Source organism: Bacillus cereus group sp. BfR-BA-01330, from assembly GCF_022663885.1.
In the GTDB taxonomy this organism is placed as follows: Bacteria; Bacillota; Bacilli; order Bacillales; family Bacillaceae_G; genus Bacillus_A; species Bacillus_A cereus.
Genome location: NZ_JAKUGK010000002.1, coordinates 175,668 through 192,349, shown reverse-complemented (window position 1 = coordinate 192,349; position 16,682 = coordinate 175,668). Strand labels below are relative to the sequence as shown.

The window sequence follows — 16,682 nt, the reverse complement described above, 5'->3', positions numbered from 1 at the left end:
ACTCCCTTATTACGCTTTTACAAGAAATAGCGGTTGTCCATATTCAACAAGCTGTCCGTTATTAACAAGAATTTCAACAATTTCGCCCTCTACATCAGCATCAATTTCGTTAAATAACTTCATAGCCTCGACAATACATACGATAGAATCTTTCGATACTCTATCCCCAACACTTACATATGGAGGTGTATCAGGCGAAGAAGAAGAATAGAATGTACCTACCATCGGTGATGTGATTTTATGTAGGTTTTCATTTTGAACAACCTTCTTCTCTTCTTGTTTTGGCACTTCTGCTTGCGCTGCTGCTACTGTCGTTTCAACTTCAACAGGCGCTACTGGTTGCATAGCTTGTTTTGCTGCAGGTGCTTGCACAGCAACAACTTCATTACCACGCTTTTTCATTTTGATTGTTGTACCGTCTTTTTTGTATTCAAATTCATCAATATTAGAGCTATCAATTAATTTAATTAATTCACGAACTTCTTGAATTTTAAACATGTAAAATCCACTCCCATATTCTTGTTTGTCCCGTTTTTACAGATTCTCGTCACGAAAACTAGATTGACTGTAAAAATACGATGTACTCTATTAGAAAATATATTTCATTAACTAATAGAAATATTTACTATTTCCATCTTACGATAAATTTTTTAAACATTCCAATTTATATTTCTTTATAATAAATCGAAATTCCTGTAAAAATATTATTCCAATAAAAATTTAATACCTAGTAATAATACCAAGTTTCACATGAAATTGGCAAGACCACTTCTTAAAAAACATTCACTACTTTTGCAAAACGTTACAAAGCAAACATGCCATTCCCTCCTCACTCTTCACCACACCTATAGTCAATAACATATTTTTACCAAATATTATTTTTTTGTTTACACGCCGTTCATCATTCCTTCATATAAGAATAGTATGTTCAAAGTGTAGAAAATATATTGTGTTGAGGTGTGGAAATATGATATGGCTCATTCTCTTTTTACCTGCCGTAATCGTTTGGGCATGCGTTCTTTTCATCCACGTCAAATCCGGAAAAAGTAATCATCAGTACCATGAACCATTAATCTTTTACTCACAACGTGTTTCTCCATTCCGAGTTGAACATAGTAAAAATAATTACAAAGACGACATAGAAAAAAGCTATCGAAAATGATAGCTTTTTTCTATTCACACATTTACTTACATACTCTATTTTACTATTTGCATACCCTTTGCTTAGTAAAAGATAATAATCCGCAGGGAAATCCCTACGGATTAAAGTTTCACTTATTTCGCTGGTGGATCAAATTTCACACCTACATCTTTTGATCCGCCTTCACTTCTTACAAGTTGAATAATTTTATTTGCTTCTTTCTGTGAATGTTTTGCCGCTTTAACCGTTACTCTAATATCAGTGCCATCAGCTCTTACAAGAGCATCTGGATATCCTCCTTGAGATTTAATTACTGTCTCAAGTAATTCTTGCTTCGTTTCCATTGTCGTAATGGCATCAAAATTTTCTTTCGCTTTATTCTTTTCTGTTGCTGAAGCTTTTGTTGAACTCATCACTTCTTGTAATTTTGCTTTTTGTTCACTACGCTGATCTTCCATTTGCATACGTAAAGCTGTGAAATTCTCATCACTTGATTGAACTGATACATTGCCCTCTTTTTTACTTGTTTCTTTTTTTGCATTTTCTTTTTTGTCTGTTTCTTTATTTGTTGTTTCCTTGCTTGTATTTTCTTTTTTCGGAGTTTCTTTAGGCGCTTCGTTTGTTACTGCTTTATCAGTACCTTGTTTTTCTTGTCCAATCTTTTCACCTGTTGCCGGCGATGCTGTATTCATTTTGTCAGGAGTTGTCACGTAATACACAGATAGTACAACAACTAAACTTAACATCGTTAATAACCAAACTGTTTGTTTTTTTAACACTTTATTTCCTCCCTATCAATTTTTCGGTGAAACTGAAACGCGATGGGCCGGTACATCTAGCAGCCTTATCACAGCTTCTTTTACCATTGCTTTAACTTGTATATTATCCACTCCCTTTGCTACGACAAGAACACCACGTACTTTCGGCTTCTCTGTTCGTAAAACAACAGGAGTTTCTTTATCCCCTTCACGTATAATGACAGTCTTTTCATCAAGAGACTCGTCCTCTACTTCTCTCTTACCGCCTGTTTTATCTGTTTCACCTGTTGTTTGTGAGCGTTTCACTGTATTTTTTTCTAAAATTTTTTCTTCAGATGAATCTAAATTCACTTTAATCGTTACGTCTTTTACTCCTGCTATTTCTTCTAAAGCAGTTTTTAATTCTTGTTCATACGCTTTTTCATATTTTTCTACATTTGACATATTATCATTATTTTTTTGTCCAAAAGTTGGTACATCTTTTTCCTGGTTTTGAGTTTTTTGTTCTTTAAATACAGGTACTTCTTCTTTTTTACTTGAAAAAAAACTACTAGAAAACATAAGCAAAATTCCAAGTATGAGTAGGACAAGTAAGAACTTAGGTGTTACCTTTCTTCCCTTCTCATTACTTTCTTTTTCATCTCCATTCAATAAGTTTCGAAAAAATGAGAACTTCGAATTTTTATCTTTATTGTCCATTTACTCTACCTGTCCTCCCTTCCATTTGAACTTGGATTTGTTTATTCTCTAGTTGCCACCTGCTTGAAAAGAAGTCTTTCATTTCTACATTCGTTTCCTCTACTTTTTCCGGTGGTTCTTTCGTGTTAATTTCAACTGGTTTTACTGTTTCGATTGCATCATTTTTACTACGTTCTTTTTCTTTTAACGTCACAACAACAGATTGAATATCTTTCGCTGACTTTACTTCCGCTGTGCTTTCCGCTGCGACTATTTGTATTTCAGAGACTGACATACCATACTGTTTCTCAAACTCTTTTCCTACTTCTTTTTTCATTTTGGTAGCCATCTCTTCTAAACTATATGCACGTGTTAGAGCTTGTATTTCTTTTTTCTTCGAATCTATTGAATTTTTTACAGATCCTTCTGCTACGTACTTTTCTTCATTAAAATTTGCAATTACTTCATTTACATCTGTCTGCAATAGTTTAAAAAGGGGTGTTAAAATTAATACGACTAACAAAAGACTTACAACGAATTTAACGTATTTTTGCAAATTCGAATTTGGAAGAATAAGATGAAGCATTGTCGCTAAGAGCAAAAAAACGATAATATTTCTGATCCACTCTGTAACAAATTGCATACTCTTCACCTCCTACCGCATCATAAGTGTAATATTCCCCGCAGCAATAATAATTGTAATACTTAAAAAGAACATAAATGATACGATAGCTAAGCAAGCAAATACGTAAATGATGCTTCGTCCAATAATGTCTAAGCATTGAATAATTGCTCCGCCGCCAACCGGTTGCAATACTGCTGCTGCGAATTTATAAATAAATGCGATACAGAAAATTTGAATCGCTGGAAAAGCAACAATTAAACATAAAATGACGAGCCCAATAATTCCGACTGTGTTTTTCAATAACCCTGATGCGCTAATAACAGTATCTGCCGCTTCTGTAAACATCCTTCCGACTACTGGAATGAAGTTCCCTGTTACAAATTTAGCAGTTTTCACAGCTATTCCATCAGCAACGGCTGTTGCTGTTCCTTGTACAGATAATACTCCTAAAAAAATCGTTAAGAAAATACCGATAATCCCAACGCTAACGTTTTGCAGAAGCTTGGACAATTTCGTCACTTTATATTGATCACTCATTGTACTTACAATACTTAATATCGTTGCCAGTAATAAAAGCGGTAGAACGATATAATTCATAAGAAGCCCGCTTGTATTCATTAAGAAAATGATAATCGGATGAAAGAAAGATACAGATACAACCCCGCCACCAGTCGCTATAAGCGCCAATAAAATTGGCAATAGCGCTAATATGAAATCTACCATTGTTTGTATCGTTTCTCTTGCATATGTCATAACGACATAAAAACTATTTAAAGCAAAAATAATAAGTACCATATATACAACAGCATCAGCAATTTTACTTACACTACTTTTTGAAAAAGCGGATTGCAGTGATTGCAACAATGCACTAAAGATTGTGAGCATAATGAGTGTGCCAAGCAGTTTTCCATTAGCTGCAAGCTCATGAAATAAATATTTTAATAACCCTATCATCCACTCTTTTAGAGAGAATTCTTTTTCTCCCTTTACAAACTCCATAAAACTCCCTTTTTGACTCTCTGGCAAATAGCCTCCATATTTTGTAACAAGCCCGTCCCAAAATTGCTTCACATCTTCAATTCCGAGCTTATCCAATTGTTGATCAACGACGTTTGTTTCTACAGGAGAAGCTTGTACAACAACCGGTAAAGAAAAGAAAAGGAAGCAAGCAAATAGCAGCTTAGCTCCAAACCTCCTCAACATTCACTCCCCCTTATCCCGTCGGTAAAAATCCGAGAATAGTTTCAATTACAACCGTCAAAATAGGAATTGCCATAACGAGAATTAAGATTTTCCCAGCAAGTTCAATTTTCGAAGCGATGGCACCTTGACCAGCATCTTTTGTAATTTGAGCTCCAAACTCGGCAATATAAGCAATTCCAATAATCTTTAGTAACGTTTCCACGTAGACGTTACTAACTTTCGCTTCACTCGCTACTCTCTCAATCATTTGTAAAATAGAATGAATTTGATCGATTAAAATAAGAAACATCACGCTACCTACGAACACAATAAATAAAGATGTAATACTAGATTTATGCTGGTTCAAAACAGCAGCTAAAAACGTAGCAACGAGGCCTAATCCGACAATTTGTATAATTTCGATTCGAACCGCCTCCTTTACTGGAAGAGAAAGACACTTTTAATCTTGTCGAATAGCGTATTAATTAAAAATGCAACATGAAATAAAATGACGACAAAACCGACAAGGATAACCCAATTTGCAATATCCTCACGCTTCAATTCTTTTAGTACAGTATGAATGAAAGCTAAAACAATGCCGATTCCGGCGATTTGAAATATTAATCCAACATCAATGGACATCGCCTTTCTCCCCCCTATAGCAGTAAAATTACAATTAGTAGCCCTGCTAGTACCCCTAAGCTCTTAATCATTTTTTCGTATTGCAGTTGTAAAGCTTTCGCTTCCTCTTCTTCTCTCTCCAAATGTGTAATACATAAGCGAATATGTTTTTGTTGTGATTCACGATCATGTTGCCCGAGCGTTTCACCAAATTGCTGCAGTATTTCATACTCGGTTTGTTGAAAAGCCGTCAACTTCCAATTCTCTTTCAAACTATCTATCCAAGCTTCCCTTACCGTTTGTTCTCCACTTTCTAGTTTTTTAGCGAAACTTTGAAATATCCAATTTAATGGCTTTGGCATTTGTTTAACTAATCGCTCGGCAGCCTCAGATAAAGGTGTGTGTCCATACATAATTTCTGCCTCTAATGATTGAAGTGCTGATTTTAATAACCTAAGTTGCCTCGGCCTCTCACTGTATCTTTTAGCGTACGAAAACCCGAAAAAGGTGCTGACCGCAACGATTAACACTGCACCAAATATTTTCACCATACGCCCTCAGCCTTTCTATTTGATAACACTGGTTTTCCATATTTATCTTTCACCTGCATAACCGTTCCTGGACCCCTCGCTTTTGACAACTCCACAAACCTATCAAATATACCAAGCTCTAGCACTGCCTTGAGCGATGGACGTCTCACAACATCCTCATAGGAAAATCCGTGTGCGCTTATAAAAAGCTGAACACCTGCATGCACTGCCTCCATAATTGCTTCACTATCTTCTTTACGGCCAATTTCATCTACGATCAAAATATCAGGACTCATAGAACGAATCATCATCATCATTCCTTCTGCCTTTGGACATGCGTCTAACACATCGACTCGGGTACCAAAATCATATTGCGGGATTCCTTTCACACAGCCAGCAATTTCTGAACGTTCATCAACGATCCCCACTTTACAGGAAGGAATTTCCGAAGCACTTACCCCTTGACTCATGCAACGTGCTACATCTCTTAAAAGTGTCGTTTTTCCCGTTTGGGGAGGGCCAATTACCATCGTGTTTAACCACCTTTTTTCATACAAATATGGCAAAAGCGGTTCAGCAATCCCTATTTTTTGACGAGCAATACGAATATTAAAGGAAGAGACATCACGAATCATTTTCACTGCGCTTTTTTCTGTAATGACTTTTCCTGCTAACCCGATTCTATGCCCCCCGCGAAGCGTCACATACCCACGTTTTAATTCCTCTTCCATCGTATAAATTGAGAATTGACTTAATTTATTCAATAAGTAAATAGCATCCTCTGCAGTAGTGATATAGTCATAAAAAAACACCTTTCCGTGTGCAATACACTCTAGCGGCCTTCCAATTCGAACACGAATTTCCTCTAAAGCATCGTATTGCTTACATTCTTCAATTAAGTACTTCATCGTTTTTGGTAAAACTTCTAATACCTCTTTCATCGGCTTCTCCCCACTATACTCGACTTACTATTTCAGTAATGCGATAAAAATACAGCAAATTCCAAGCGCTAGAAAAAAGAGCTTCAAGAAAGAAATTTCACTTGCTACACTCGCTATCCCAATTGTCATTGTTAAAATTAATACGGTAGGTCCAACAAACGCCAACATACCATTTATAAACAACGCTTTCTTCGCATCATTCACATAAAGCATAAGCAAAGCAGCAAATATCTCCGCACTACCTGAAAATAATCGAAGTGCCCCCATAACAAGCACGGATGTTTCCATTGCCGCTAGCCACTGTTTCATTCTTCCACCTTCTCCCGTAACAGTTACTAACTTCGTATTCTAAAAAAGAATATATTTGTACAACCATATGCAGAGGTTGTCTATTTCAGAAGTAAAAACATAATTTTTCTCTAAAGTCCGAATTAGAATCTGAATATTCATATTATTTTATGGTATATTATGGTATATTTAATTTGAAAGGGGTTTAAACCATGCAGCACGTCACTTTATTACCACTAGATTTATGCTATACAAATGTGATTTTCGAGCTATCAAGTGATCCACATATAAAAAATGCATTGGGGATAACGGTAGAAAACATCGAAGACATGAAAACATTTCTTCTTTTCGCAATAGAAGAAGAGCGTCAAAAGAAATCCTTATCGAGAATGATTGTGAATGAAGAAAATGAAATAATTGGCCTCACCACACTTAAACATATTAATAATGAAAAAAAGCAATCTCACATTGGTAGTTGGATTGGCTATCCATACTGGGGAAAAGGCTATAACGAGGCTGCTAAAAAAGAAATCTTTAAAATCGCCTTTTTAGACTTACAACTTTCCTACGTATTTGCTGGTGCTAAAACGAATAATATCCGCTCACTAAAAGCACAAGAAAAACTACCCTATATTTCATTGCATGTGGAAAACAAGTTTCCAGACGAACACGCTGCACTAGAGAAAGAAGTAAGGTCACCTTGCTCTCTGCATGTCGTGTCACGTGAAAATTTTTTAAACTGGTTGAAATTACAGAATGAGGAGGAAAAATATGAAGGCATTGAAAATTAGTTTAACCGTTGTAGTAGAATTAGCTCTTATTTATCTTTTTTCATTATTAGTCGGTTGGTCATTTATAGAGACCTTTTTCCTTGGTAGTTTAGCAATATTTGCAATTATGTGGTTAATTATTATGAGTAACCATAGAAATAACATTACAGATCACGCAATAAGCAAAACATTAACTGGCGTTGAGACTGGCGAAATAAAACCATTTCAAATTGTTTTGACTCCATCTATTATGGGTACTCTTTCACTTGTTTTAGTCAGTTTTATAGTAACAGCTATTTACTATCTACCCTATTTCCTATAAAAAAAACACTCGTGAATTATCACGAGTGTTTTTTTACTATGCACGAGAAACGTATTTACCTTCACCAGTGTTGATGATAAGCATTTCGCCTTCGTTAATGAAGATTGGTACTTGTACAACAAGACCAGTTTCTAATGTAGCTGGTTTTGTTACGTTAGAAGCAGTATCACCTTTAATACCAGGCTCTGTTTCTGTAACTTGTAATTCAACTGTGTTTGGAAGTTCAACACCAAGTACTTCGCCTTGGTAAGTCATAATTGCTACTTCCATGTTTTCTTTTAGGAATTTAAGCTCGCGCTCGATTTGTTTTTCACCAAGTTCGATTTGCTCATAAGTTCCGTTATCCATAAATACGTGAGCCTCACCGCTTGCGTATAAGTATTGCATACGACGGTTTTCGATGTGTGCTTTTTCTACTTTCTCACCTGCACGGAATGTTTTCTCTTGAACAGAACCTGTGCGAAGATTACGTAGTTTAGAACGAACGAATGCAGCACCTTTACCTGGCTTTACGTGTTGGAAATCAAGTACTTGCCAAAGGGCATTGTCCACTGAAATTGTTAAACCTGTACGAAAATCGTTTACTGAAATCATGTAAAAAAATCCTCCTGTGTATTACAAAATAATAAGTTCTTTTGGTGATTTCGTAATTACTTCATTACCTTCACTTGTCACAATGATATCATCTTCAATACGTACGCCGCCAATACCTGGAATATAAATACCTGGCTCTACTGTTACAGCCATACCTGGTTCAAGTACTGTATCAGAACGGAACGCTAAACCTGGTGCTTCATGGATTTCAAGACCTATTCCATGACCAGTAGAGTGTCCAAAGTATTCACCATATCCTTTTTCCGTTATGTAGTCACGCGTTAGCGCATCAGCCTCGCGACCTGTTAAACCAGCTTTAATACCGTTCACACCACGTAGTTGTGCTTCTAAAACGATATTATAAATTTCTTTTAATTTATCAGATGGTTCACCGACTGCAATCGTACGAGTAATATCAGAACAATATCCTTTGTAATAAGCGCCGAAGTCTAATGTAACGAAATCTCCTGTTTCTATCACTTTTTCAGATGCCACGCCGTGCGGTAATGCCGAACGAAGACCTGAAGCAACGATAATATCAAACGAAGAAGATGTTGCTCCTTGTTTTCTCATGAAAAATTCAAGTTCATTTGACACTTCAATTTCAGATACTCCCGGGCGAATGAATGATAGAATATGCTCAAAGGCAGCATCTGCAATCTGTGCAGCTTCCTTTAATATCTTAATCTCTGAATCAGTCTTTATCAAGCGTAACTTTTCTACAAGTCCAGAAGTCGGGATAAATTCAGCATCAATCGCTTCCTTATGCACTGAATAAGAACTATATGTAAGAGTATCTTGCTCAAAACCAAGTTTTTGAATTCCAAGCTCTTTCACTTGCTTTGCCACTTCATCAATGATCAATCCTGCGTGCTGTACAACCTCATATCCAACCGCTTGTTTACTTGCCTGCTCGACGTAACGGAAATCTGTAATAAATTGAGCACGATCTTTTGAAATAAGAACAACGCCTGCTGTTCCTGTGAAGTTAGCCATATATCTACGACTATGTTCATTTGTTAACAAAATACCGTCAATGCCAGCCTCATCAAATGCACTTCGTAATCTTTCAATTTTCTCCATTACTTTATGCCTCCCTCAATTTCTCCATTAATGCAAATAATGCTAACTTATAGCCATAAAAACCAAATCCTACAATTTGACCTGCACAAACAGCTGCCGTCACAGATTCATGACGGAACGATTCACGCTGATGAATGTTAGAAATATGTACTTCAATAACAGGAATCGAAATGCTCGCAATGGCATCACGAATCGCATAGCTATAATGCGTAAATGCTCCCGGATTTAAAATGATCCCTTCATATATATCTTCCGCTTCATGAATAATGTCGATAATGGCACCTTCATGATTCGATTGGAAACATTCTAACTCCACTCCCATTGTTTCTGCTTCTTGCTTCATATCTGCTTCAAGTGTCGCTAGCGTGCCCTTTCCATATACATTTACCTCACGAACACCGAGGCGATTTAGGTTAGGACCGTTTACGAGGAGTAACTTTTTCATATTCTTAAAACTCCTTAATATTAAATATCTATACAATATTTTAACATAGGAGTTACTTATTTGAATAGTTCGTCTTCTCTTGCCCTTCTTGTTCTGCTTTATTGCTATTTACTGCGTAAGAAACAGAATATGCTATAAACACACCATACAATATAAAAATACATATTGTCGTCACAATTGTCTCTTTTGGTAAATGGAGCGCACTTTTAATAACAGGAGCCACTAAACCCATCCCCAAAAACAGTAGTGCCCACCAAAATAGCCCATAAATAATTCCCGCTATAATCCCTTCAAACTTCGCAAAAAATGCTTTATACAAAAAGGCGATCAAAATTGAAAGAAGTCCCATACACACTATTCCGAACACATTGCCCCATACCCCCTCTTTCCAACTTCCAAACGCAAATGGTAAAAGGAAATAATTCGGTCCCGCCTCCGTGAATGAAAATATATGAAGGAAATACCAGATCCCGCCCCAAAAGATTCCACCAAACAAACCAATCTGCACAAAATTCCTTGTTCCTAATTGTTCTTGACTCACATCGACACCTCCGCTCAATAGTATGCCCGAAACTATTTTGAAGCATGTTTAAATCCTGCGAAATTTGTCTATAAAAAGAATAAGAAATGTCCGACTCTCATAACATTTTCCCTTGTCATCTACTTGTATTTGCCGATAAAATAAAGGAAACTCGGTGATTGTCTTATTTCAAAACGACAGAACCCAGTATGACAATTGCCTCTTTTTCTACATAAGAGAGAAACAAATACAGGTTGGTGTTAACATGGCAGAAGAGTCAAAACAAATATATGGCGGGCAAGCGGTCATAGAAGGAGTTATGTTTGGCGGTAGAGAATATACTGTTACAGCGGTTCGTCGTAAAGATAAATCGATTGAATTTTATCGATTACCACGCGTTCGTAATAAAGTACTATCTACCCTAAAAAAAATTCCATTTTTACGAGGGATTGCCGCTATTGTGGATGCAAGTGCGAATGGAGCAAAGCATTTAAACTTCGCTTCAGAACGATTTGACGTCCACCCAGAAGATGATGAACAAATTGCAAATAAAAAAGAAGAACAATCAAAATTAACGATGGTATTAGGAGTTGCAGCTGTTGGCGTTTTATCTTTTATATTCGGTAAAGTCATTTTCACAGCAGTTCCTGCACTATTAGCTGAATTAACGAGACCGATTTTCCCATCTCATACTGGGCAAATCATTGTCGAAAGTGTCATTAAGCTCATGCTATTATTGAGCTATATATACTTTATTTCTTTAACCCCACTTATTAAGCGGGTATTTCAGTATCACGGTGCAGAGCATAAGGTAATCAATGCTTACGAGAATAACCTTCCTCTGACTGTAGAAAACGTTCAAAAGCAAACTCGTCTCCATTATAGATGCGGCAGTAGCTTTATTATATTTACAGTCATTATTGGAATGTTCGTTTATTTCCTAGTCCCTACAGATCCTCTTTGGGCACGAGTTATAAACAGAATTTTATTAATTCCAGTTGTACTTGGTATTTCTTTTGAAGTATTGCAATTTACAAATCGATTACGAGATATTCCCGTATTACGCGTACTTGGATATCCTGGATTATGGCTACAACTATTAACAACGAAAGAACCAACAGATGATCAAGTGGAAGTAGCAATTGCATCGTTTGAAGAATTATTACGTTTAGAGAACAAACAATAATTATTTAAAAATGGTGTTCAACTCCTTTCCTCATCGTTAATATACTAATTTCAATATATGTTTTTAGGAGGTGTCCCTTATGAACGGTCGTTCGTTTACTTTCGCTATATTTGTGCTTATTATCGGATTGGCAATATTCGGCCTTGTTTCATCTGTTATTACAAATCCCATGGGTGTATTAAGAAATATCGGGTACATGTTACTTGTTGTGGGTATCTTTTACTTGCTATACAAGATGTTTACAAATTCCAGTGGTTCCGCAAATTCGCAAAGCTCATATAAGCGTGCGGCAAAACAATCGAACCGCAAACATGGGAAACAAAATGTAGCACCCCTAGGCAATTCTTTCTTTAAGTCAAATACTTCTAATGACAAAAGTAAAAAAGGGAATTCTTCCACTTTGAAACGAAAAAGAAAACAGTCTCATTTAACTGTCATTGAAGGCAAAAAAAGCAAAAAGAAAGACCGTGCTTCCTTTTAGGAAATACGGTCTTTTTTTATACTTTGAAGCACTTCTTTTAAACTTTTCTCTCTCATACTTTCAATTCGAAGATGATGATTTTCAAACGGTAAATTCCGTGTCACATCATTAGGTACCACAACGCACGTTAATCCCGCTGCAACTGCTGCTCTCAATCCATTTAATGAGTCTTCAAATACAACAGCTTCAGATGGCTTAATTCCTAATTCTTCTATTGCAACTCGATAAAGAGCTGGATCTGGTTTTACCTTCTCAACATCTTCTCTCGTTTTAATTACTTCAAAATATTCTCGAATTTGTAGCTCTTCTAAAAAATGAATAACCCATTCTCTAGAAGAACTAGAAGCTAGTGCAATTTTTAATCCCATTCCTTTCGCTTCTTCTAAATATTCTTTTACCCCGTCACGAGCTTCTGGTATTCTCATTTTCTCTTTATGTAAAGTTGCCACTTTTTCTTTTAATACACTTTTGTTAAACTTCTCTTTTAATTGATCATTTAAATATGTATAAAGTACCTCATCTGTTGTTCCAATGCATTTCGCAAATTCCTCTAAAGGTAGTTCCCCGCCGTATTCACGAACAGCATCTCTGAAAGAGTGAAACCATATCGTTTCTGTGTCCACAATTAATCCATCAAAATCAAAAATAATTGCTTTCATAATTCTCCCATCCTTTTCGAATTGAAATAAAAAAGGAAACGCCATACGTTCCCCTTAATTACTTTTCTCTTCATTTGCTCTTTGAACACCGCGAAGTGTTTCCACTCGGACTGCATCTTGTTCAAAGTATTGCACTAAATCACCAATGCGATCAATCGCTTCCCAACTTAAATGATGTTCAATTCCTTCTACATCATTGTAAATTTTACTTTCATCCACACCGATAATACGCATAAATTGCTCTAGCAAGTCATGACGATATACGAGACGTTCTCCGATTTTTTTACCTTTTGTTGTTAATACAAGCCCTCTATATTTTTCATAAATTAGATATTCATCTTTGTCTAATTTTTGCACCATTTTTGTTACAGAGGATGGATGTACACTAAGCGCTTCAGCAATATCAGATACGCGGGCGTAACCCTTTTCATCAATCAACAAATAAATTTGTTCAATATAATCTTCCATACTAGGGGTAGGCATCGGTTTCCTCCATCCAAGTTCATTTTGCTTATTCCGTACGAAGCAATCAATAAAATGATACACCAGAAAGAATAACGTGACAAGTTGAAAACGAGCCTAAATATATAAAACAAAAAAGAATCTGTATTTGCATACAGACCCCCCTTAAGTAAAATATTGTATTTCTGCATTAGGAAAAAATTCATTTATATAACCTCTTATCGTTTCTTCCAATACTGCTGCATCATCCTTTTTATATACATATTTTCCGATGCCATATCGTCCCCATTTATACTTCCGCTTCTCTTCATCCATTTCAAGCTTCGTATTTGGATAACGCTCTTGAATAACCTTTTTCGCTGGTTTCGTAAAACGATGCTGAATTAATTCAAACGTTAAATTTGGTATCGTCATATCTTTCAGCGCATTGTACAGTCGCTCAAATAGTTCACGATATCCTTCTTCCCATCCTTCATGCATATAAAGTGGCGCGACTATAAAACCAAGTGGATAACCTGCACCTGCTACTTTACGTGCCGCCTCAATTCGCTCCTCAAATGGCGATGTCCCTGGTTCAAAATTTTTAATTACATATCGTGAATTTATACTAAACCTGAAACGAGTTTTCCCATTATGCTTTGCATCTAATAAATGATCAACGTGCGAATATTTCGTGACGAAACGTAAGCGCCCATATTCACTTTCTCCAATGAATTCAATCGCCCGCTTTAATGCATGTGTTAAATGATCAATCCCAACAATGTCTGATGTACACGCTGCTTCAAATCTTGTTATTTCAGGTGCCCTTTCATCCATATATTGCTTTGCCTTCTCAAATATTTCATCAAGATTGACATACACACGAACGTAAGGCTTACTCCCAAGTGTTGTTTGCAAATAGCAATAATGACAATGTCCCATACACCCTGTTGCGAGCGGAATTGCATATTCAGCTGACGGTTTTGACGTATCAAACTTTAGCGTCTTCCTTACTCCAACGACAAGTGTAGCCTTTGCATTACGATACTTTTGCAAATCATTTTCTCCTGGCAAATTTCTAATTTGATTATGTGATGTCGTTTCACGAATTTCTAATCCCATCTTCGTAAACTTCTCATAAAGCTCTTTTCCAAGCGGATATTCAAGTGCCTTTGGTTCAAAGTAAACGAGTTTTGGCATAAATGGTTTCATGTGCTTCCCTCCCTCTCGTTAGTATGGGAAACGTTGAAAAATTAACACGCATTAAAGTTTTCCACTTCAGTAACTTGCGTTGCAAGTTACTGAATGTTATAATTTGGATAACAGCTACCTTGCAACGCAAGTTACCTGAGTAAAAGGTGGTGAAATCATGCACAGCCAAATGTTAAAAGGTGTACTAGAAGGTTGCATCCTATACATCATTTCACAAGAAGAAGTGTACGGATATGAACTGAGCACAAAATTAAATAAACACGGATTTACATTCGTAAGCGAAGGAAGCATATATCCGTTATTGTTACGTATGCAAAAAGAAAAATTGATTGAAGGAACATTAAAAGCCTCCTCACTCGGTCCAAAACGAAAATATTATCACGTAACCAATAAAGGATTAGAGCAGCTTGAAGAATTTAAACAAAACTGGGGAATGGTTTCAACTACGGTAAATAACTTATTACAGGGGGAGTGATAGGGATGAATGCACAAGACATGATTGAATTGAATAATAAAAAACGTGAGCTTCTAACACCTGAAAATGAAGTTGCTTATAGCGATATGTTAGTTTATCTTCGTTTATCTAACGTGCCAGAGCAACAAATGGAAGAACTGTTACTAGAAATATTAGATCACCTCATCGAAGCACAAGCAGAAAATAAAAACGCTTATGGCATCTTTGGAGATAATTTACAATCTTATTGCGATGAACTTATATCAGCTTTACCAACTCAAACAAAGTTAGAAAAAGCCTCTTTAATTGGATTTTCTATTAGCTTACTTCTTGCTATACAGTTTGGCATAAATGCAATTATTTCATTTTTTATGTTTTTCTTTGAAAAAAACAATACATTATCAAGTCCGCCTTTTAGCATCCTTGGAACTACTTTGTCTGTTTCAATAATTATACTAGGTATACTATTTATTTTATATTTATTAAAGCGTTACTCCTTTAATCAGAAAATGAATTGGAAAAGAAGAATTCTATTTGGATTCGCATTTGCTACTCCATTTTGTTCCGCTGTATTCTTAAATATTTATTTCCAAAAGCAACCTTATCTCATTTATCATCTAAACTTTTGGCAAAATGCTTTAATTGCTATCTTATTTTTTATTTTATATAAATTACTATATAAAAAATCAAATTTTTAACAGCCCTTCAAAAGGCTGTTTTTTCTTCTGTCTAATTTTACAAATTGAAAAATTTCATAAAGAAAATAAGAAAAATGCAAAATAATTAAAGTTAATTGTTGACGTGATGCTTTTATTATCGGTATCATAAATCTTCGTGAGCAATTATTTTTCGTTATACGATTTTTTTATTATTACTGAATTTTTGAGAGGAGAAATTAGATGTCAGTTAAGAAGAAAACGCAAGTACGCACCGGCAAAATGGTACGTGAACTAATGTTAGCAGACGAAGATGTAAATGCTTCGCTAATTATGGTATATAGTGAAAACGGTGTAAACGCAGAAATTAAAATCGAGGGCTTAACGCCGAAATGTAACGAAGAATTATTTTTGAGCGGAAACGTGGATTGGAACAAGAGTGTTATTTATAAAATTGTTGATTTCACTGGAAACGCTGAAGTTGGTAAAGTTACATTAACAGCGATGAACAAAAACAATGTTTCTCTAGAAATTGAACGCGTTATGTGGAGTAAAGAAAATAAAGAAGCTGCCGAGCAAGAAGAAACACAGGTAGAAGCAGCACCGAAAAAGGAAGTAGTTGTAGAAGCTCCAAAAGCAATTACGCCTGCTCCTAAGCCTGTTACGCGTGTGGAAACACCTGCTATGGCACCTAAGCCTACTCCGGTACCGACACCGAAGCCAGTAAGCGTAGAAGCAGCTGTAGAACTAGTTACTCCAGCGCCTGTGAAAAAAGCGGTCCCTACTCCAGTTACAAAGCAAGAGACAGCACCGGTTGCTCCTGCAAAACCGAAGCAGCCTGCTTTGACTGAAACAAATTCAAAACTACAAGAAAATTATGTTAAACTCGTGAAAAAGACAATTGAAGTTTGTCAAGATTACGAGCTTGGCATCGACATAGATGATTCTATTGAAAGCTTAAAAGAAGAACTACAAAGCCAAGGTATTAGCGTTACATTTGACAAAGAAATTATGGACGTTGTAAGTCGCCTTCGTTCTTTACAAGATAAAGGAATCAAAGTAGAAAAAGTACTTAATTTACTATAAAAAAATAAG

25 protein-coding genes are annotated in these 16,682 nt (G+C 36.0%); 8 read left to right on the top strand and 17 right to left on the bottom strand.

The features are described from left to right. Positions 1–9 precede the first annotated feature (9 nt). On the bottom strand, positions 10–498 hold the full coding sequence (accB, locus tag MR112_RS06810) for an acetyl-CoA carboxylase biotin carboxyl carrier protein (protein ID WP_000472866.1): 489 nt from the start codon (positions 496–498) through the stop codon (positions 10–12). A gap of 469 nt (positions 499–967) precedes the next feature. Between accB and MR112_RS06805 the strand changes: the two genes are divergently transcribed. Further along, on the top strand, positions 968–1,162 hold the full coding sequence (locus tag MR112_RS06805; RefSeq protein WP_002179810.1) for a hypothetical protein: 195 nt from the start codon (positions 968–970) through the stop codon (positions 1,160–1,162). Positions 1,163–1,275: 113 nt separating this feature from the next. Here the strand turns inward: MR112_RS06805 and MR112_RS06800 are convergent, their stop codons facing one another. The 9 genes from MR112_RS06800 to MR112_RS06760 are packed head-to-tail and all read right to left on the bottom strand — an operon-like array spanning position 1,276 to position 6,785. After that, complete coding sequence (locus MR112_RS06800) at positions 1,276–1,920, bottom strand: SpoIIIAH-like family protein (RefSeq protein ID WP_000914710.1); 645 nt, start codon at positions 1,918–1,920, stop codon at positions 1,276–1,278. A gap of 15 nt (positions 1,921–1,935) precedes the next feature. Further along, entirely contained in the window at positions 1,936–2,598 is a 663-nt protein-coding gene (gene spoIIIAG, locus MR112_RS06795) for a stage III sporulation protein AG (RefSeq protein WP_000368880.1), read from the bottom strand. Then, positions 2,588–3,220, bottom strand: a complete 633-nt coding sequence (gene spoIIIAF / locus MR112_RS06790; protein WP_061687156.1) for a stage III sporulation protein AF — start codon at positions 3,218–3,220, stop codon at positions 2,588–2,590. Before spoIIIAF ends, spoIIIAG begins: the two co-directional genes overlap by 11 nt. Positions 3,221–3,232: 12 nt before the next feature. Beyond that, positions 3,233–4,405, bottom strand: coding sequence for a stage III sporulation protein AE (spoIIIAE, locus tag MR112_RS06785; protein ID WP_000946110.1), 1,173 nt, complete (start codon positions 4,403–4,405; stop codon positions 3,233–3,235). 10 nt (positions 4,406–4,415) lie between these two features. Further along, entirely contained in the window at positions 4,416–4,799 is a 384-nt protein-coding gene (gene spoIIIAD / locus MR112_RS06780; RefSeq protein WP_077393170.1) for a stage III sporulation protein AD, read from the bottom strand. Positions 4,800–4,822: 23 nt separating this feature from the next. Next, the gene (gene spoIIIAC / locus MR112_RS06775; RefSeq protein ID WP_000020914.1) at positions 4,823–5,026 is read right to left on the bottom strand and encodes a stage III sporulation protein AC; all 204 of its coding nucleotides are present in this window, start codon (positions 5,024–5,026) and stop codon (positions 4,823–4,825) included. A 14-nt stretch (positions 5,027–5,040) separates the two neighbouring features. Further along, the gene (gene spoIIIAB / locus MR112_RS06770) at positions 5,041–5,556 is read right to left on the bottom strand and encodes a stage III sporulation protein SpoIIIAB (RefSeq protein WP_000238702.1); all 516 of its coding nucleotides are present in this window, start codon (positions 5,554–5,556) and stop codon (positions 5,041–5,043) included. Beyond that, positions 5,550–6,476 (bottom strand): stage III sporulation protein AA, encoded by a 927-nt coding sequence (spoIIIAA, locus tag MR112_RS06765; RefSeq protein ID WP_000665905.1) that lies wholly within the window; start codon positions 6,474–6,476, stop codon positions 5,550–5,552. The genes spoIIIAB and spoIIIAA overlap by 7 nt, the downstream gene beginning before the upstream one ends. A 27-nt stretch (positions 6,477–6,503) precedes the next feature. Then, the gene (locus tag MR112_RS06760; RefSeq protein ID WP_000816050.1) at positions 6,504–6,785 is read right to left on the bottom strand and encodes a YqhV family protein; all 282 of its coding nucleotides are present in this window, start codon (positions 6,783–6,785) and stop codon (positions 6,504–6,506) included. A gap of 191 nt (positions 6,786–6,976) precedes the next feature. Between MR112_RS06760 and MR112_RS06755 the strand changes: the two genes are divergently transcribed. Together MR112_RS06755 and MR112_RS06750 are read left to right on the top strand one after the other, a co-directional pair. Continuing rightward, positions 6,977–7,555 (top strand): GNAT family N-acetyltransferase, encoded by a 579-nt coding sequence (locus MR112_RS06755; protein ID WP_242244871.1) that lies wholly within the window; start codon positions 6,977–6,979, stop codon positions 7,553–7,555. Next, complete coding sequence (locus MR112_RS06750; protein ID WP_000645572.1) at positions 7,536–7,856, top strand: hypothetical protein; 321 nt, start codon at positions 7,536–7,538, stop codon at positions 7,854–7,856. The genes MR112_RS06755 and MR112_RS06750 overlap by 20 nt, the downstream gene beginning before the upstream one ends. Positions 7,857–7,892: 36 nt before the next feature. Here MR112_RS06750 and efp read toward each other — a convergent pair whose 3' ends face one another. The 4 genes from efp to MR112_RS06730 are packed head-to-tail and all read right to left on the bottom strand — an operon-like array spanning position 7,893 to position 10,519. Then, positions 7,893–8,450, bottom strand: coding sequence for an elongation factor P (efp, locus tag MR112_RS06745; RefSeq protein ID WP_000626516.1), 558 nt, complete (start codon positions 8,448–8,450; stop codon positions 7,893–7,895). Positions 8,451–8,471: 21 nt separating this feature from the next. Then, positions 8,472–9,533: a Xaa-Pro dipeptidase gene (gene pepQ / locus MR112_RS06740; protein ID WP_000411040.1), complete on the bottom strand. Its 1,062-nt coding sequence runs from the start codon at positions 9,531–9,533 to the stop codon at positions 8,472–8,474. A gap of 4 nt (positions 9,534–9,537) precedes the next feature. Then, positions 9,538–9,978 carry a type II 3-dehydroquinate dehydratase gene (aroQ, locus tag MR112_RS06735; protein WP_000735140.1) on the bottom strand — a complete coding sequence of 147 codons (441 nt, stop codon included), beginning with the start codon at positions 9,976–9,978 and terminating at the stop codon, positions 9,538–9,540. Positions 9,979–10,030: 52 nt separating this feature from the next. Beyond that, positions 10,031–10,519 (bottom strand): YqhR family membrane protein, encoded by a 489-nt coding sequence (locus tag MR112_RS06730; protein WP_134207623.1) that lies wholly within the window; start codon positions 10,517–10,519, stop codon positions 10,031–10,033. A 244-nt stretch (positions 10,520–10,763) separates the two neighbouring features. On the opposite strand from MR112_RS06730, the gene MR112_RS06725 reads away from it, so the two are divergent. Together MR112_RS06725 and MR112_RS06720 are read left to right on the top strand one after the other, a co-directional pair. Next, complete coding sequence (locus MR112_RS06725; protein ID WP_000807121.1) at positions 10,764–11,684, top strand: DUF1385 domain-containing protein; 921 nt, start codon at positions 10,764–10,766, stop codon at positions 11,682–11,684. A 79-nt stretch (positions 11,685–11,763) separates the two neighbouring features. Next, on the top strand, positions 11,764–12,165 hold the full coding sequence (locus MR112_RS06720) for an SA1362 family protein (protein WP_001014463.1): 402 nt from the start codon (positions 11,764–11,766) through the stop codon (positions 12,163–12,165). Here MR112_RS06720 and MR112_RS06715 read toward each other — a convergent pair. From MR112_RS06715 to splB, 3 genes are all read right to left on the bottom strand, one after another. After that, complete coding sequence (locus MR112_RS06715) at positions 12,162–12,824, bottom strand: HAD family hydrolase (protein ID WP_048538414.1); 663 nt, start codon at positions 12,822–12,824, stop codon at positions 12,162–12,164. The two genes, MR112_RS06720 and MR112_RS06715, sit on opposite strands and share 4 nt — an antisense overlap. A gap of 54 nt (positions 12,825–12,878) precedes the next feature. Beyond that, positions 12,879–13,307, bottom strand: coding sequence for a transcriptional regulator MntR (gene mntR / locus MR112_RS06710; protein ID WP_001143084.1), 429 nt, complete (start codon positions 13,305–13,307; stop codon positions 12,879–12,881). A gap of 144 nt (positions 13,308–13,451) precedes the next feature. Further along, complete coding sequence (splB, locus tag MR112_RS06705; protein ID WP_000802107.1) at positions 13,452–14,477, bottom strand: spore photoproduct lyase; 1,026 nt, start codon at positions 14,475–14,477, stop codon at positions 13,452–13,454. 157 nt (positions 14,478–14,634) lie between these two features. On the opposite strand from splB, the gene MR112_RS06700 reads away from it, so the two are divergent. The 3 genes from MR112_RS06700 to MR112_RS06690 all read left to right on the top strand — a co-directional run bounded on the left by MR112_RS06700 (position 14,635) and on the right by MR112_RS06690 (position 16,673). After that, positions 14,635–14,952, top strand: coding sequence for a PadR family transcriptional regulator (locus MR112_RS06700; RefSeq protein ID WP_242244870.1), 318 nt, complete (start codon positions 14,635–14,637; stop codon positions 14,950–14,952). 5 nt (positions 14,953–14,957) lie between these two features. After that, entirely contained in the window at positions 14,958–15,629 is a 672-nt protein-coding gene (locus MR112_RS06695) for a DUF1129 family protein (protein ID WP_048538413.1), read from the top strand. A gap of 201 nt (positions 15,630–15,830) precedes the next feature. Then, complete coding sequence (locus MR112_RS06690; protein WP_000111900.1) at positions 15,831–16,673, top strand: hypothetical protein; 843 nt, start codon at positions 15,831–15,833, stop codon at positions 16,671–16,673. The last annotated feature ends 9 nt before the right edge of the window (positions 16,674–16,682 follow it).